The sequence below is a fragment of the Bacillus sp. 105MF genome (assembly GCF_000374885.1).
In the GTDB taxonomy this organism is placed as follows: domain Bacteria; phylum Bacillota; class Bacilli; order Bacillales; family Bacillaceae_G; genus Bacillus_A; species Bacillus_A pseudomycoides.
Genome location: NZ_KB895573.1, coordinates 18891 through 34257 on the forward strand (window position 1 = coordinate 18891; position 15367 = coordinate 34257).

At 36.4% G+C, this 15367-nt stretch carries 15 protein-coding genes and 1 pseudogene; 5 read left to right on the forward strand and 11 right to left on the reverse strand.

Annotation, left to right across the window (positions count from 1 at the left end):
* Positions 1–88 precede the first annotated feature (88 nt).
* Positions 89–541: a DUF6884 domain-containing protein gene (locus C564_RS0113380; RefSeq protein WP_018765660.1), complete on the reverse strand. Its 453-nt coding sequence runs from the start codon at positions 539–541 to the stop codon at positions 89–91.
* Positions 542–823: 282 nt separating this feature from the next.
* Positions 824–1756, reverse strand: coding sequence for a manganese-dependent inorganic pyrophosphatase (gene ppaC, locus C564_RS0113385; protein WP_018765661.1), 933 nt, complete (start codon positions 1754–1756; stop codon positions 824–826).
* A 199-nt stretch (positions 1757–1955) separates the two neighbouring features.
* Between ppaC and C564_RS0113390 the strand changes: the two genes are divergently transcribed.
* Positions 1956–2762, forward strand: a complete 807-nt coding sequence (locus C564_RS0113390) for an alpha/beta fold hydrolase (protein ID WP_003198091.1) — start codon at positions 1956–1958, stop codon at positions 2760–2762.
* A 367-nt stretch (positions 2763–3129) separates the two neighbouring features.
* On the opposite strand, the pseudogene C564_RS34745 reads toward C564_RS0113390, so the two are convergent.
* The 7 genes and pseudogenes from C564_RS34745 to C564_RS0113425 all read right to left on the reverse strand — a co-directional run.
* Positions 3130–3310, reverse strand: a pseudogene (locus C564_RS34745) (carboxymuconolactone decarboxylase family protein); the annotation flags it as partial.
* A gap of 47 nt (positions 3311–3357) precedes the next feature.
* The gene (locus C564_RS0113400) at positions 3358–4848 is read right to left on the reverse strand and encodes an alanine/glycine:cation symporter family protein (RefSeq protein ID WP_018765663.1); all 1491 of its coding nucleotides are present in this window, start codon (positions 4846–4848) and stop codon (positions 3358–3360) included.
* Positions 4849–4961: 113 nt separating this feature from the next.
* Positions 4962–6446 carry an aldehyde dehydrogenase family protein gene (locus tag C564_RS0113405; RefSeq protein WP_003198084.1) on the reverse strand — a complete coding sequence of 495 codons (1485 nt, stop codon included), beginning with the start codon at positions 6444–6446 and terminating at the stop codon, positions 4962–4964.
* Positions 6447–6466: 20 nt separating this feature from the next.
* The gene (dapA, locus tag C564_RS0113410) at positions 6467–7363 is read right to left on the reverse strand and encodes a 4-hydroxy-tetrahydrodipicolinate synthase (protein ID WP_018765664.1); all 897 of its coding nucleotides are present in this window, start codon (positions 7361–7363) and stop codon (positions 6467–6469) included.
* Positions 7364–7415: 52 nt separating this feature from the next.
* Entirely contained in the window at positions 7416–8369 is a 954-nt protein-coding gene (locus C564_RS0113415; protein ID WP_018765665.1) for a proline racemase family protein, read from the reverse strand.
* A complete protein-coding gene (locus C564_RS0113420; RefSeq protein ID WP_018765666.1) occupies positions 8366–9403 on the reverse strand; it encodes a proline racemase family protein in 1038 nt (345 codons plus the stop codon). The genes C564_RS0113415 and C564_RS0113420 overlap by 4 nt, the downstream gene beginning before the upstream one ends.
* A complete protein-coding gene (locus C564_RS0113425) occupies positions 9400–10575 on the reverse strand; it encodes an NAD(P)/FAD-dependent oxidoreductase (RefSeq protein ID WP_018765667.1) in 1176 nt (391 codons plus the stop codon). Before C564_RS0113425 ends, C564_RS0113420 begins: the two co-directional genes overlap by 4 nt.
* A 180-nt stretch (positions 10576–10755) precedes the next feature.
* Between C564_RS0113425 and C564_RS0113430 the strand changes: the two genes are divergently transcribed.
* From C564_RS0113430 to C564_RS0113445, 4 genes are all read left to right on the forward strand, one after another.
* Positions 10756–12417 carry a sigma-54 interaction domain-containing protein gene (locus C564_RS0113430; RefSeq protein ID WP_018765668.1) on the forward strand — a complete coding sequence of 554 codons (1662 nt, stop codon included), beginning with the start codon at positions 10756–10758 and terminating at the stop codon, positions 12415–12417.
* A gap of 73 nt (positions 12418–12490) precedes the next feature.
* A complete protein-coding gene (locus C564_RS0113435; protein WP_018765669.1) occupies positions 12491–12763 on the forward strand; it encodes a (2Fe-2S)-binding protein in 273 nt (90 codons plus the stop codon).
* Positions 12760–13092 carry a (2Fe-2S)-binding protein gene (locus C564_RS0113440; protein WP_018765670.1) on the forward strand — a complete coding sequence of 111 codons (333 nt, stop codon included), beginning with the start codon at positions 12760–12762 and terminating at the stop codon, positions 13090–13092. The genes C564_RS0113435 and C564_RS0113440 overlap by 4 nt, the downstream gene beginning before the upstream one ends.
* On the forward strand, positions 13089–14333 hold the full coding sequence (locus C564_RS0113445; RefSeq protein ID WP_018765671.1) for an NAD(P)/FAD-dependent oxidoreductase: 1245 nt from the start codon (positions 13089–13091) through the stop codon (positions 14331–14333). The genes C564_RS0113440 and C564_RS0113445 overlap by 4 nt, the downstream gene beginning before the upstream one ends.
* Positions 14334–14485: 152 nt before the next feature.
* Here the strand turns inward: C564_RS0113445 and C564_RS0113450 are convergent, their stop codons facing one another.
* A complete protein-coding gene (locus C564_RS0113450) occupies positions 14486–14794 on the reverse strand; it encodes a YxcD family protein (RefSeq protein WP_018765672.1) in 309 nt (102 codons plus the stop codon).
* Positions 14782–15231, reverse strand: coding sequence for a hypothetical protein (locus C564_RS0113455; protein WP_003198066.1), 450 nt, complete (start codon positions 15229–15231; stop codon positions 14782–14784). The genes C564_RS0113450 and C564_RS0113455 overlap by 13 nt, the downstream gene beginning before the upstream one ends.
* Positions 15232–15367: the final 136 nt, after the last annotated feature.

Genomic DNA, 15367 nt, shown 5'->3' on the forward strand with positions numbered 1-15367 from the left:
AGCACCCTTATGTACAATATAAAGTGAAACTTTAATCAGCGGGGGCTTACTGCCCGTTAATGCGGGATAAATCGAGTTCTTTTAACTTTTACTGAATCTCGTTATGATTTCCAACCGCCCACTTCAACCTCTGCAGCATATATCCAATTCCTTTACAGCCTTCTAACGGATAGGAAATCATTTCTTCCGGATATAACTTTGTCACTACTTTTTTATGCTTCTTGCCTGCAAGCAGGACAATTTCATCAAAGTCTAGCAAGTCTTTTTCAATCATCTGTCTTTCTAATTGTTCCATACTAATAATCTCATTACTTTTCGAATTAAAAGCAAGATCATAGTTTTTTTCTACTATATCAGTTGGCAGTAAAAATCCATGTTTAGCTGATAAAATAATCCAGTGTGAAAAAAATTGCGAAGCATATGCTTGGCATGCTTTTCCGAATGGACTAATGTATACATCCTTTGCTTCTGTTGGTCCCTTATCAGGATACTGATCCCAGATTTTCTTTTTTCCACATGGAATGATGCATAGCCTTTTCATTATTCCCTTTTTCCCTCTTTTCTCTTTCGATCCTATATATAATTTGTTTTATTTTTTCATTATTACTTTTAAGACATAGTAATTACTAATGAAATCATAGCATTTTTAATTCACAGATAAAAATATCAGGTTTTTCTTTTCTTCCTACCCAAGTTCCATTTTCCCTAAATGAAACATTAAAATAACAGACCTTAATATCCGAAATTTTATGCTTCCTAAAAACAAAAAAGGACAAGCAGACTATATATCTGTTTGTCCTTTCCTTTTCATCCAAAACTTCTCTTATAGAGTTTGGAACGTTTCTGTTAATACAGGAACGATTTGTTTTTTACGAGATACAACACCTTTTAAAGTTGCTGTATTGTTTTCTAATGTTACGTTGTATGCTTTTTCAACAACTTGTGTCGCTTTACCGATAGCAAGACCAACAGAATCGTTAGTTAAGATATCAGTCACAACGAATAAGAATAGGTCTAAACCTTTTTCTTCTACTACTGCAGAGATTACTTTTTCTAATTCCGCTTGGTGTACAAGAACGTCGTTTGTATCAACAGCGTTTACTTGTGCGATTTCAACTTTTGCATCGCCCATTTGGAATTCTTTTGCGTCAAGAGAGATTAATTGCTCCATTGTTTTACCGCTTAAATCTGCACCAGCTTTTAACATTTCTAAGCCGTAGCTTTCCGCGTCAACACCAGCGATTTCCGCTAATTCACGAGCTGCAGCTACGTCTTGGTCTGTGCAAGTTGGAGATTTAAATAGTAAAGAATCTGAGATAATTGCAGATAACATTAAACCTGCAACTTCTTTACGAATTGCAACGCCGTTTTCTTTGTACATTTTGTTTAAGATTGTAGCTGTACAACCAACTGGCTCGCAACGGTAGTATAAAGGATCGCTTGTCTCAAAGTTAGCAATACGGTGATGATCGATAACTTCTAACACACGAACAGATTCGATATCGTTAGCACTTTGTTGACGTTCGTTATGGTCAACTAAAATCACGTTGTCCACTTCGTTTGCTACTGTTTCAACAAAACGCGGTCCTTCTACTTTAAAATGATCTAACGCAAATTGAGTTTCACCGCTGATTTCACCTAAACGTACAGGCTCAGCATTCATTCCTAATTCTTTTTTCAGCTCTGCATAAGCAATTGCAGAACAAATTGCATCTGTGTCTGGGTTTTTATGCCCGAAAACTAGTACTTTTTCCATGATTTCCACCTCTTCATGAAAAGGATATCTTAAAGAAGCAAATATGACAATATTTTAAACACATTTTTTATAAATAAAATAAAGGTTCTGCCCTATTTTAAACAAAAAAACATCTTACTTCTCCTATATAAGAGGAAAAAAACATGAAAAGCAGAATAAAATCATAAAAAGTCCATTTATTAAAAGGAGGCTTTCCGTTATGCCTATTATCAAGCTTGAAAATGGTGTGAACTTATACTACGAAGAGCGCGGAGAAGGTACGCCCATTCTTTTTATTCACGGCGTCTGGATGAGCAGCCGTTTTTTTCATAAACAAATCCCTTATTTCAGTGAAAAATATCGTGCGATTTCAATTGACTTACGAAGTCACGGGCGCTCTCCCCATATTGAAACTGGACATACAATTACAAACTATGCCCATGATGTGCATGCTTTTATAGAAAGTTTATCTTTAAAAGATGTTATCTTAGTCGGTTGGTCAATGGGGGCATTTGTTGTATGGGAATATATAAAGCAATTTGGAGAACAAAATATTAAAGGTTCTGTTATTGTTGATGAATTAGCATCAGATTTTAAATGGCCCGATTTCCCTATTGGTGCCTTTGATTTCCCAACACTTATTCATTTCATGAGAGAAGTTCAAACAAATCAAGTTGAGTTTCTAAAGGGTTTTATCCCTCTCATGTTTAAAAATCCCCTTTCTACAGAAGATTCAACTTGGATGCTTGAGGAGGTAACAAAGGTTCCAGCATCTATTGCGAGCGCGATTTTATTCGATCAATCTGTTGTTGATTATCGGAAAGAATTAAATGCAATTACAAAACCAACTTTACTTTGTTTCGGTAGAGAAGAAAAATTAATTCCAGTTGCTGCGGGCGAACATTTACACGCACATATTAATAACTCTCAACTCGTTATTTTCGAAAACAGCTGTCATTGTCCATTTCTAGAAGAAGCTGATCATTTTAACAATGTGCTACATTCTTTTATTCAATCACTGTCATAACGTATTTTTCAAAGGACCTAGTATGTTAAAACTTTAAAACTCATTTTTTAATCAAAACAAAAAGGCCATTTAAAACAATGGCCTTTAAAATTAATTTCTGCACAATTCCTTTTACTCAAAATTTTTATCTTCTATTTTATTAAGTTCGCCCCTTACCCACGATGCTTCTAAAGTATCTTCTAGGAAACGAGAAACCAACTTTAATTCATTTGGATTATATCTATTTAAAAATCGAATAACTCCTCTATTACTTACATCATGCAACGCCCGGTGTAAGTAAAACAGTTCTTTTCCTAAAGAGGTTGTTTTAAATAAGATTTCCTTTTTATTATTTGGAATCGTTTCTGTCGTGATTAATTTTTTAGTAACTAATCCCTAACGCAATGAGCTGTTTTTCGCGTTTTGTGAATGCACCTTCCTGGAAACAAGCTTGTGTAAATGCATGATATGTTTCTGTGATTTCTGGAATTGGTTTTAAAAAATTTCCAATGCCTTCTTTATAAATGAAGTAATACATCATTTATAAAACCATGTTGTTGATATATTATCGTAAAAGATATAATTTTCAGTTTTTTAACCTTAAAAATATATAACGCTACAATTTCACACTATCATCTACTGGTACTTTTCTTCTAGAAATTTCATTTTCACCTTCTTTACACTTTTCTTCCCAAAATACAACACCTTCAAGCCCTACTTTTTTAGGGTCAAATATTGGATCTTTCCCTTCTTTTTTCTGCGTTTCATAATCTTTTAATACTTTTAATGCCGTCTTACTTAACAATAAAATCGCTAAAAGATTCAGCCATGCCATACTGCCTATCCCTAAATCTCCAAGATTCCATAAAAGTGAAGCTGATTCCACACTACCGACGTAAACCATAATTAAAAATCCGAATTTCAAAATCGTTTTTAACCATTTAAATTTCAATTTATGATCCAAGTAAGTAAGTGTAGTTTCGGCAATATAGTAATATGCTAGTAGAGTTGTGAATGCAAAGAAAAAGATTGCGATTGAAATAAATAATGGACCAAAACCTGTCATAACAGTTTCAACTGCTTGTTGTGTGTAAATTGGACCTGCTTCAACATTCCCCATATTTTTCACAATGGCGCTCTTTCCTTCAGGTATGACATTGTACATCCCTGTTATTAAAACCATGAGAGCTGTTGCTGTACATACAACAATTGTATCGATGTAAACCGAAAATGCTTGTACTAACCCTTGTTTAGCAGGATGTGATACTTCAGCAGCTGCAGAGCTATACGTTGCTTCTCCAACACCAGCAACATTTGAAAATACAGCTCGTTTCACTCCCCATGCAATGGCTGCTCCAACAATTCCGCCAAACATTTCATCGATTCCAAATGCACTTGAGAAAATAAGTGTGAACATATTAGGGATTTCCGTTATATTAGCAATTAAAACGATACATGTAACAATTACATAACCAATTGCCATAAACGGTACTAGAGTTTGAGAAACAGCAGCAATTCTCTTTACTCCGCCAAAAATAATCGCTGCCAGCAATACAACTAAAAATACACCAGTCATATATTTACTAATACCAGAAGAATTTTCAAATCCAACCGCAATGCTACTTGATTGAATCCCTGGCAATAAAACGCCGTATGAAATCGTCACGACAACCGCTACAATGACGGCAAACCATTTTATTTTTAAGCCTTTTTCAATAAAATATGGTGTACCACCTCGATATTCATTTCCTACCTTACCTTTATATACTTGAGCAAGCGTTGACTCAACGAATGCACTAGCTGCTCCTAATAGAGCCATCACCCACATCCAAAACACAGCTCCTGGACCACCAAAAGCAATAGCTGTCGCTACACCAGCAATATTTCCAATTCCGACCCGGCCCGATAACGCTAAACAAAATGCTTGAAATGAAGATATCCCGGTCTCTGAGCTCTTTCCTTCAAATAATAGTTTGATCATCTCTTTAAAATACCGAATTTGTAAAAACCGAGTAGCAATTGTGAAATACACGCCTGCTCCTAACGCAAAAATAACTAATCCTATACTCCATACTTGTCCTACTAACCACTCTACTAACTTTTCCATCCCAATCCCCCTCATAATTGTGTGAAAAAGAGTTATTTATTGCGTGCTTAAAAAATAAAACGGACAACCTCACCGTTCATTCAAGTTGTCCGTTCACTCTTCCTATTTGATCATTATTTTATATTAACCCAAACACTCTTTACTTCCGTGTAGTTATCAAGTGCATACGACCCTAATTCGCGTCCAATTCCGGATTGTTTGTATCCGCCAAATGGTGCCGCTGCATTTTCTAAATTATAATCATTAATCCAAACGGTTCCTGCCTTTAATTTATTTGCGACTTGATGTCCAGTTTTAATATTTTGTGTCCATACACCTGCTGCTAATCCGTAAGAAGAGCTATTCGCTCTTTCAATTACTTCCTCAGTCGAATCAAATGGCATAACTACAACGACTGGTCCAAATATTTCTTCCTTTGCGATTGTCATATCATCTGTAACATTTGTAAAAACTGTGGGCTGCACAAAATAACCTTTTTCAAATGCCCGTTCTCCCCCAGCTACAACTGTTGCTCCTTCAGCCATTCCTTGTTCAATATACTTTAGCACACGCTCTTGTTGTTTTTTAGATACGAGCGGGCCCATTTCTGTATCCTTTTCCATCCCAGCACCAAGCTTAACTTTATTCGCCATTTCTACAAGTTCATCTACTACTCTTTCATAATGTTTCCGGTGAACGAACACACGAGATCCTGCGCTACAGTTTTGACCATGATTATACATAATGCCTTGAAAGGCACCATTAATAGCTTCAGATAAATCGGCATCTTCTAAAATAATATTTGGTGACTTACCTCCAAGTTCTAACGTTACATGTTTAATTGTTTCAGCAGATTGACGCATAATATATTTCCCTGTAACTGTCGAACCTGTGAAAGCTACTTTATTAATATCATGATGGTTTACGATTGCTGCTCCTGCTTCTTGTCCGAAACCTGGAACAAAATTTACAACACCGTTTGGAAATCCCGCCTCTTTAAAAAGCTTTGCAGCATATAGTAAAGATAACGGTGTTTGCTCTGCTGGTTTTAATACAATCGTACATCCTGTCGCAAGAGCAGCACCCATTTTCCAAGCGGACATAACTAACGGATAATTCCAAGGAATAATTTGACCAACAACCCCAATCGGTTCATGACGTGTATAATTTAAATAATCTTTTGAAATAGGAATTGTTTGTCCTACAATTTTTGTAGTCCAACCAGCATAATACCGGTAATTTTCTACTGTCGCTGGAATATCATCTTCAAGCGCAATTTGATACGGTTTCCCATTATCTAAAGCTTCTAGCTGCGCTAATTCTTCTTTATGTTCTTCAATTAAATCAGCTAATTTATATATAAGATGTGCTCTTTCTGCAGTAGTCATTTCAGACCAAGGGCCCGTTTCAAAAGCTTCTCTTGCAGCTTTCGTCGCTACATCAATATCTTCCGCTTGCGCCTCACTCACTACCGCAAGAACATCCTCTGTAGCCGGATTATATGTTTTAAACGTCTTTCCACTAATAGAAGGAACAAATTCACCATTAATAAACAATTTGATTTCTTCATTTAAAAACGCTTTTACTTTTGATTTTAGCTCCATGTTTGTCGTTAACATATTTTCCCCTCCTCCTTAGTTTAAACAGCTGAATTAGCCGTTATTTGTAATAAAATCTGTTGAAGTTTTTGATCTTCTTCCTGTGTCAATCCTAATCTTGGATAACGAGATGGACCTCCAGTTTGTCCGTGTAACTCCATTGCACGTTTAACAATTTGTACGTATTTCCCTGACCCTTCTAGGAATTCACAAAGAGGCAAAATTGTATCATTAATCTCCCATGCATTTTCGAACTCTCCATTTTGAAAATGCTCATACATTTTTGTAACAAGTCCCGGAACGATATTACCCGCCACAGAGACCCATCCAGTAGCACCAACTAAATATGATTCCATAACTAAATCTTCGGATCCGCAAAAGACTTGAAAAGCACTCTCTCCTTGTCTTACTAAATCTCTCACTTTACGAATATCTCTGCTAGATTCTTTAATATGTGTAACATTTTCACATTCTTTTCCTATTCGAAGCATAAGCTCTATACTCATATCAACACCAGAGGTAAACGGGTTATTGTATAACATAATTGGTATATTTACAGCATTTGAGATTTCTTTAAAATGAAAGTAGATTTCTTCTTCTTTCGGTTTACAATAATAAGAGTTAATAATTAATACACAATCTGCGCCATGAGCTTCTGCATGCTTCGTATATTCAATCGTTTCTTTCGTCGTCTCTGCAGCAGTTCCAACAATTACAGGAATGCGTCCATCAACTTCTTTTAATACCGTTTCCACCATCTTAAATCGTTCTTTTTTTGATAAACTAACAAATTCTCCCGTACTTCCATTAATGATGATGCCGGCAACCTTCTGCTCAATAAAATAGTTTACGTTCTGTTTCACTCCGTTCCAATCAATCTCTTGAAATTCATCCATCGGAGTAATTAATACTGGAAATGCTCCTTTTATACTTTTCATCATATTCTCTCCCTTACATTTCATTTGTTTTTTCCACATACTATATTAACCGTTATTTTAATAAAAAGCCTACTGGAAATGGATCAGTAGGGTCTAATACAAATGTTTGCATACCTGTAATAAACCCTCTGCTTGTGAAAGTAAATGTATATCCTTTCTCTTCCTTATTCACTTTTTGCACCTTCACAAAACTATTAAAAATACTCTCATTAATAAAAGGTTCTTCCGTACGTACATCACCTATAGAAAGGCTACTTATATACGAAACACTTGTTGATGCGAATCCAGGCGAACGTACAATATAGTCGTCATCCTGAAACGTAATTGTTTTTATACGATTCTCTTTTATGTGGGAAGAATCTACTAAAACGACTCTTTTTATAAGTGGCTGCTTTGGCATGGACTCAAGTATAGCTTTTCCCCAGTTCTTTAATTCAAAAATGTTTTCAATACAAATTTCCGGAGAACATTCCTCTTTCTGAAACACTGCATATACTTGATCAGCTTGTATGAGAGAGTAGTGTATATTTCCAATAGGACTATGTAGTGGTAGATTCTCTTCGATTGAGTAACACACTTTACTTTCTAGCGATACAGAAACGACTTCATCCTTTTCTACATGTGCACGGACTAAAAACACACCGCATAGCGTTTCAATTTTGTATTGATTTGAATCGCTTTGTTTTAAGTGTCCACTTTCAAGTAACATAGTTACTACCGCGACAATCCCACCGTAATGAAGAGGAATTGCTCCTTTATGATTAAAAAATAATACAGCTGCATCAACTTCACTATGAATAGAAGGAACGACAACACATCCGTTTAAACCTATGAACCCACGTGGTTCATTTAATAAAAGCTGTATTTCCTCTGCTAATTCACCAGAAATTTGTTCATTTAGTTGTTCCAAACTATGATAGTATTTACACGGTACGTCTTTAATTACACGAAACGCTTCACCAGCTACGTGTACATCTACTGTCATATACATTTTTTGAATCTTCATTTCACTTCCTCCGTTTCATGTTCCATCGGCGGAATTAGCAAAAATCCTTCTTTCAGTGGATCCTCTTCATTGTAAAAAAATCTATGCATTCCCATTAGCCAAGCTGAACCAGTGATCTTTGTTACTACAGCTTCAATGTTCTCCACATATGTTGTATCTATTACACTTCCTTTAAATAACGAGCCAACAATACTTTCATGAACAAATTCTTCTTGCATTGTAATTTTTTTATTAGCGTATAATACAGCTAGCTTCGCAGATGTTCCCGTACCACATGGAGAACGATCAATTCCTCCCGGCGGAACAACAACGGTATTTTTCACATGTGCCGTTTCATGGGTAGGATCTGTGTAAAATTCAATATGTGTTACCCCTTTTATAAATGAATATTGCGGATGAATAACTTCAAATTTTTCATTAATCGTATTTCTTATTTGGATCGCTTTATCAATTATTGTAGAAGCATTTTCTGGCACTAACTCTAGACCAAGCGCTTCCCCATCGATAATGGCATAGAAGTTTCCGCCATATGCGATATCAACATCTACATTTCCAATCCCTTCAACATGGACAGAAATACTCTTTAGTAAAAAAGCTGGTATATTACAAAAAGATACTTCTTTTGCTTTACCGTCTTGAACAGAAATATCCACTTCAACAAGACCAGCTGGTGTATCCAATTTCAAAGAAGTTATCGGCTCATATACAGGTATTAAACCTGATTCAACTAAAGCCGTACATACACCGATCGTATCGTGACCACACATCGGTAAATATCCACCTGTCTCTATGTAGATGACACCTATATCCGCTTCTGGATGACACGGATCTGTTAATAACGCCCCAGACATCACATCATGACCGCGCGGTTCATTCATTAACAATTTACGGATCCAGTCGTACTCTTTCTTCATATGAAGCATTTTTTCTGCCATGTTCTCTCCTATTAATTTTGGAAGTCCGCTAATTAACGTCCTCGTAGGATTTCCACCTGTATGCGTATCAATCGTCGTAAAGACTCTTTGTGACCTCATCCGTTTAACACCCTTTCTGTAAAACGATTCAAACGAAGCGGTTCAATCGGAATTGATGTTTCTCTTTCGTTTAAGAGCTCTTCAATAACTTTCCCTGTAACTGCTGCGAGACTAATTCCATCCCCTTCATGTCCTGCAGCGATATAATAGTTTGGAATATGTTCTACTCGTGAAATGATCGGCAAATGATCTTCTGTCCATGGACGCAGGCCAGCGTAAGAACGAATAACCATCATATCTGCCATTTTTGGATAAAAACGAATCGCTCGATTCGCAATACACTTAATTACTTCGTTGTTTATCCTCGTAAGAAATCCTACAAATTCTCTACTACTACCAATTAAAAAATTTTGACTTTCTGTTGGTTCAAACACGAGAGCTACACCGTATTTTTCAGTCAAAGCATCGACTTTCCGTTTCCCACCAAACTTAGAAATTAAATAACCAAATTCCATTACTTTGCGAGAGCCTACATGTTGTTGCCTTGAAGCTACGATAATATGTCCTTTTCTTGGCTCAATCGGTATAGATAGGTCCAACATTTCTCCAATTTTAGGGGCCCATACTCCCGCTGCGTTCACAATTTGCTTTGCAGTAAACGTTCCATTTGTCGTTTCTACAATAAAGGAACCATCTATGGCTCTCCTCATTTCTTTTACTTCTGTATGCTTAAAAGATTTTGCCCCCAATTTTTCCGCTTCTGCAAGAAGTGAAAAAGCAAGGAGATACGGATTTACAGTCGAATCTGTTGCACATTCTAAACCACCTAATAAATCATCAGCGAAAAACGGTGATTCTTCTCTTATGTCTTGTCTATCAAGCATCCGAAACGGTAAGCCAGCTTCTTTTTGACGATTCACCCATTTTTGAGCTGCCTCCATTTCCTCCTCTGACTCACAGACAAGAATACTTCCTGGCGCTCGGTATTCAAACGAATGTTCCAATTCTTCACTTAATTCCGTTACTAATTTTTGACTTACTAGCGACATCTGACTATCAAATCCTGGGTCTTTATCAATGGCTAGAATGTTGCCGTCACACCGTGAAGACGTGCCACTGACAAATTCCCCCTTGTCAATGATTGTTACGTCTCTTCCATATTTTGAAGTGTAATAAGCAATAGAACAGCCAATAATTCCACCGCCTAGTATTAAAACGTCACAGTGTCTCATGCAGCCCCCTCCTTTCTTTCAAATCTCTCATCCTCTATTTATGCAATTGGTATGCCAACTCAAAATATATTTATTTTCATATGTGAGAAAAATAGATGTAAAAATATTTTGAATTTAACAGAAATAAGTGTATTATTTTTTTATCAGTGTCTAAAATTTTTCACACTACAGGAGGATAATATGGCATTTTCGTTCCCATCAATAAAAGAACTTATAAAATATTTTTCAACAAATCATACATTCGACATAAGTCACATCAAACAAAAAAATGGCGAATTTTATTACCTTAATGCACATACGAAAGAATTACTTTGTGCAACTTTATATGAAGAAGACTCCTTCTCTAATTTAATCAAAGCATTTTCTAATCATTTCGCAGTCGTTATTCTCAATAAAACACAAGATCCAACACACTGTATAACTGTTACCCAAATGGTCCCTTTTCTCTATAATTCTTACAATCAATTACAGGCATTTTACAATACCGTTCTTCAAACGACAGATTCTTCAGTTACTGTTATCGACGATAATGAACGTGTTCGTACATGGACAGATGGAGCCGAAAAAATATTTTCAGTAAAACATGGAGACATTATCGGACAACCTATTACTCATTTTTTTGATTATAAAGATCTAGAAATTTTACAATCATTACATAAAGGAAAACGTATAGTAGCTCAGTATCATCAACCTCGCTCCGATCTATTTGTATTAATTAATTCAAATCCTGTTTATTGCGACAACAAAATTATCGGTGCAGTCGTTTCTGAAACGGATGTTACAAGTCAGGTTGTACTAAATGAAAAGTTATTTAATATGTCACATGAAGTGCACCGCTTAGAACAAGAAGTAGCAAAATATAAAGACACATCCGATCCCTTTCATTCCATGAAAGGAAAGAGTGCTGTCATACAGAGAACGATCCAATTGGCTAGAAAAGTTTGCTCTGTTAAATCGACCGTTTTAATACTAGGAGAAAGCGGTGTCGGAAAAGAAGTATTTGCGAAAGCGATTCATGAAGCAAGTGAGAAGGAAAATGCCCCTTTCATTTCGATTAACTGTGGTGCAATTCCAGAAGCATTATTTGAAAGTGAATTATTCGGCTATGAGCGCGGAGCTTTTTCTGGAGCGAATAGTAAAGGAAAGAAAGGCAAAATAGAACTTGCACAAGGTGGCACTTTATTTCTCGATGAAATAGGCGAAATGCCACTCGATATGCAAGTTAAGCTTTTGCGTGTACTGCAAGAACGAAAATATTATCGTGTCGGTGGAGAAAAAGAAATTAATATTGATTTTCGTGTTATTGCAGCTACAAATCGCGATTTACAAGAAGAGATGAAAAAAGGAACATTTCGTGAAGATTTATATTATCGCTTAAATGTAGTTAGCTTTCACATTCCACCATTACGTGAAAGACGAGAAGACATTATAGAATTAACCTATTCTTTTTTAAACGACTTTTCAATAAATTACAAAAGACCAATTCATGATTTCCCCCCAGAAATTATGCACGAACTCCTTCATTACGATTGGCGGGGGAATATTCGCGAGCTGCGCAACGTTATAGAAAGACTCGTCGTATTTGCAACGGACGGCATTATAAAGCAAGAATATTTACCCTTTCATACAAACAGTACTCCAGAGGAAATAGCATCTCATTATTCATTAGTCAGTAACAACAACACGATTTTTTCCTTACAAGAAGAGATGGATCAACACGAGAAAAAAGTGATCAAAAGAGCTTTACGAATTTTAAATGGTAATAAATTAGAATGTGCGAAACAACTTGGTGTAACAAGAGCTACTTTATACAACCGCTTAAAAAGACTCGGGTTACAATAAAACCTCCCCTCCTCTATATTGGCATACCTTTTGCATTATAATTTTTGTAAACCGAACTAGAGGAGGAATATACATGTCTAATAAAGAGAATTTAATTATTTGTCGTTGTGAAGAAGTTACATACGGACAACTTCAATCGACAATTACTGCATATAATTGCTCGGCTCGGGAGCTAAAACTAAGAACACGTGCTGGGATGGGCTTTTGCGGGGGGCGTACATGTAGAACGACAATAGATCGAATGATAGAAATTGCAAATCCTGGAACATCACCTCATGAGATTCCATTAAAATATCAACCACCAATACGCGCAGTAACTTTTGGAGCGGTAGGTGAAAAGCAATGAATAGAATTTTACATCATCCTATTTTAGGAAACTTAGACGATAGAAAACGTATTTCATTTCAATTTAACGATAAAGAATACGAAGCATATGAAAATGAAACGATTGCTGCTGCCCTTCTTGCAAATGGAATTAGAACGTTACGCGTTCATGAAGATAGTGGTACACCTAGAGGAATTTACTGTAACATTGGACATTGTTCTGAATGCCGCGTAACAGTTAATAATCAAATGAACGTCCGAGCGTGCTTAACTGTTGTAGAAAACGAAATGGTTGTTGAAAGTGGGAAACAGCATCCAAATATTATTAGAAAGATGGTGGAAAAGCGATGATGGATGTAATTGTAATTGGCGCGGGACCAGCAGGATTAGCTGGTGCAATTGCTTGCGCTAGTTCTGGACTTAACGTACTTGTTATTGATGAATTTATGAAGCCTGGCGGACGATTGTTAGGACAATTACATCAAGAACCAACTGGAGAATGGTGGAACGGAATAAAAGAATCCGAACGCCTTCATCAAGATGCAAAAGCACTCTCAATAGATATTCGATGCGGTGTGTCAGTATACAATTTAGAAAAAGACGAAAACATTTGGTATGTACATACAAGCATAGGTACAATTGAAGCCCCCTTTGTACTACTTGCTACCGGGGCTGCTGAATACTCTATCCCACTTCCTGGCTGGACTCTTCCAGGAGTCATGTCAATTGGCGCTGCTCAAGTTATGACAAATGTTCATAGAGTCCAAGTTGGGAAAAAAGGAATTATTATCGGAGCCAATATTTTATCATTTGCAATTTTAAATGAATTACAACTAGCTGGTATTACTGTTGATCATATCGTACTCCCTGAAAAGGGTGACCTTAGCCAAAAAGCTGGTGAACCAGAGGAAGTTTTAAAGTCACTATTAAACGCTGCCCACCTTGCCCCATCAGCTTTACTACGCATCGGAAGTCGCTTTATGAAACATGATTGGATTCGAAAAGCTGGTTTAACCTTTTATCCGAATAACGGTATAAAAATAAATGGTACACCACTCCACCTTTGCAAAGCTGCAATTGAAATTATCGGAACGGATAAAGTAGAGGGTGTTCGTGTTGCTAACATTGATTCGAAAGGAAATATTATAAAAGGATCAGAAGAAATATATGAAGCAGACTTTGTTTGTATCGCAGGAGGATTATATCCACTTGCAGAGCTCGCTGCCGTAGCAGGATGCCCATTCCATTACATTCCTGAACTGGGTGGACATGTCCCATTCCATTCAGAGACAATGGAAACCCCTCTTCACGGATTATTTGTAGCTGGAAATATTACTGGAATTGAAAGTGGGAAAATTGCTATGGCGCAAGGAACTGTTGCCGGTCTTTCAATTGTTAAGCATGCTTGTACAGAATTAAACTCAGTCGGACAACAATTACAGCAAGCTATCCAAAATGTCCAGGATGTCCGCGAACAAGCTGCAATTCAATTTAACCCAATGGTTACCGCTGGTAGACGTAAAATGAATGAACTTTGGAGTCATTTTTGTTTAAATCAAGATGATCAAAATCCGCCTCAAGAAGTTGTATAATTCATTGCCTAGAGAATAGTGCCCAGCTTAGCTGGGCACTCAAATGAAGAAGCAAAGGTATTCACCCTTACTTAACTACTGGGTTCATTATTTCATTAAAAATGTGCATACTAAAAGGAGCTGTTGAAATTAATCTAAACAGCTCCTTTTGACTACTCATCCGAGTTATTTAAATTCGCCAATGCGAAAATACCTTCTTCATCATCTAACTCAAGCTGTAACCTTGCCGCAAACGGATTGACATTGTATTCCCTATCAAGCCATAAGCGAAGTGCTTCAATTAAGTTTGCTTGAATTAAAATTTGCCTGCGACCATTTACTTCTACTTCAGCAGAAAAACCATAGTCATCATCGTACATTAGTTCAACTAAAACTGCTTCTGGGCCAACTTGTCGCTTTTCTGCGATATACACACATAGTGCGTTTATCAGCTCTTGTTCAGAAATTTTTATCGTTTCCATACTGCTTCTTCTGCCTGTTTCTTACGTTGATTTTTGAAATATTTAAATGCTCGAATCGCTAACATTACGATACCAGCCATTACTAGCATATTTACCATGAACGCTAATACAGAACCAAGTGCTCCCATGTTTGCAAATAAACTTCCCATTAGTAGACCACCAAGACCACCTAGTAATAAACCTTTCATAAAGCTCCCTTTATTACTCTTCGGTGCTGTGTTTGATGCTTTTGTTTTTGTATCAGGGTTTGTTTTCTGTGCATTCACATTAGAATCTTTTTTGTTTAAATCAACTTTTGATTTTTGTCCTGAACTTGGTGTAAATGATTTTTGACCCGACTTGTAACTTTTCGCTGCCGCATGATCTACGAAAACAAAGCTACTAGCCCCAAAAACAACCATTAATGCAGTCATTACTGTAACGATTTTTTTCAACATATTATATCCATTCTCCTTTTATTATAGATATATGTGAAATCTATCTTTCTTTAAAATAAGAATGATAGATTTATTTTAAAGTTAAACAAAAAGTTCTTATGAACCTATTATATGAACTTTTTCTATAATAAGCAAG

What these genes read in the sequence shown, in the direction of transcription:
- ppaC (WP_018765661.1), bottom strand. Translation starts at nt 1,756, where the DNA reads ATGGAAAAAGTACTAGTTTTCGGGCATAAAAACCCAGACACAGATGCA.
- C564_RS0113440 (WP_018765670.1), top strand. Translation starts at nt 12,760, where the DNA reads ATGAATAGAATTTTACATCATCCTATTTTAGGAAACTTAGACGATAGA.
- C564_RS0113415 (WP_018765665.1), bottom strand. Translation starts at nt 8,369, where the DNA reads ATGAAGATTCAAAAAATGTATATGACAGTAGATGTACACGTAGCTGGT.
- C564_RS0113420 (WP_018765666.1), bottom strand. Translation starts at nt 9,403, where the DNA reads ATGAGGTCACAAAGAGTCTTTACGACGATTGATACGCATACAGGTGGA.
- C564_RS0113390 (WP_003198091.1), top strand. Translation starts at nt 1,956, where the DNA reads ATGCCTATTATCAAGCTTGAAAATGGTGTGAACTTATACTACGAAGAG.
- C564_RS0113455 (WP_003198066.1), bottom strand. Translation starts at nt 15,231, where the DNA reads ATGTTGAAAAAAATCGTTACAGTAATGACTGCATTAATGGTTGTTTTT.
- C564_RS0113425 (WP_018765667.1), bottom strand. Translation starts at nt 10,575, where the DNA reads ATGAGACACTGTGACGTTTTAATACTAGGCGGTGGAATTATTGGCTGT.
- C564_RS0113450 (WP_018765672.1), bottom strand. Translation starts at nt 14,794, where the DNA reads ATGGAAACGATAAAAATTTCTGAACAAGAGCTGATAAACGCACTATGT.
- dapA (WP_018765664.1), bottom strand. Translation starts at nt 7,363, where the DNA reads ATGAAAAGTATAAAAGGAGCATTTCCAGTATTAATTACTCCGATGGAT.
- C564_RS0113380 (WP_018765660.1), bottom strand. Translation starts at nt 541, where the DNA reads ATGAAAAGGCTATGCATCATTCCATGTGGAAAAAAGAAAATCTGGGAT.
- C564_RS0113400 (WP_018765663.1), bottom strand. Translation starts at nt 4,848, where the DNA reads ATGGAAAAGTTAGTAGAGTGGTTAGTAGGACAAGTATGGAGTATAGGA.
- C564_RS0113435 (WP_018765669.1), top strand. Translation starts at nt 12,491, where the DNA reads ATGTCTAATAAAGAGAATTTAATTATTTGTCGTTGTGAAGAAGTTACA.
- C564_RS0113445 (WP_018765671.1), top strand. Translation starts at nt 13,089, where the DNA reads ATGATGGATGTAATTGTAATTGGCGCGGGACCAGCAGGATTAGCTGGT.
- C564_RS0113430 (WP_018765668.1), top strand. Translation starts at nt 10,756, where the DNA reads ATGGCATTTTCGTTCCCATCAATAAAAGAACTTATAAAATATTTTTCA.
- C564_RS0113405 (WP_003198084.1), bottom strand. Translation starts at nt 6,446, where the DNA reads ATGTTAACGACAAACATGGAGCTAAAATCAAAAGTAAAAGCGTTTTTA.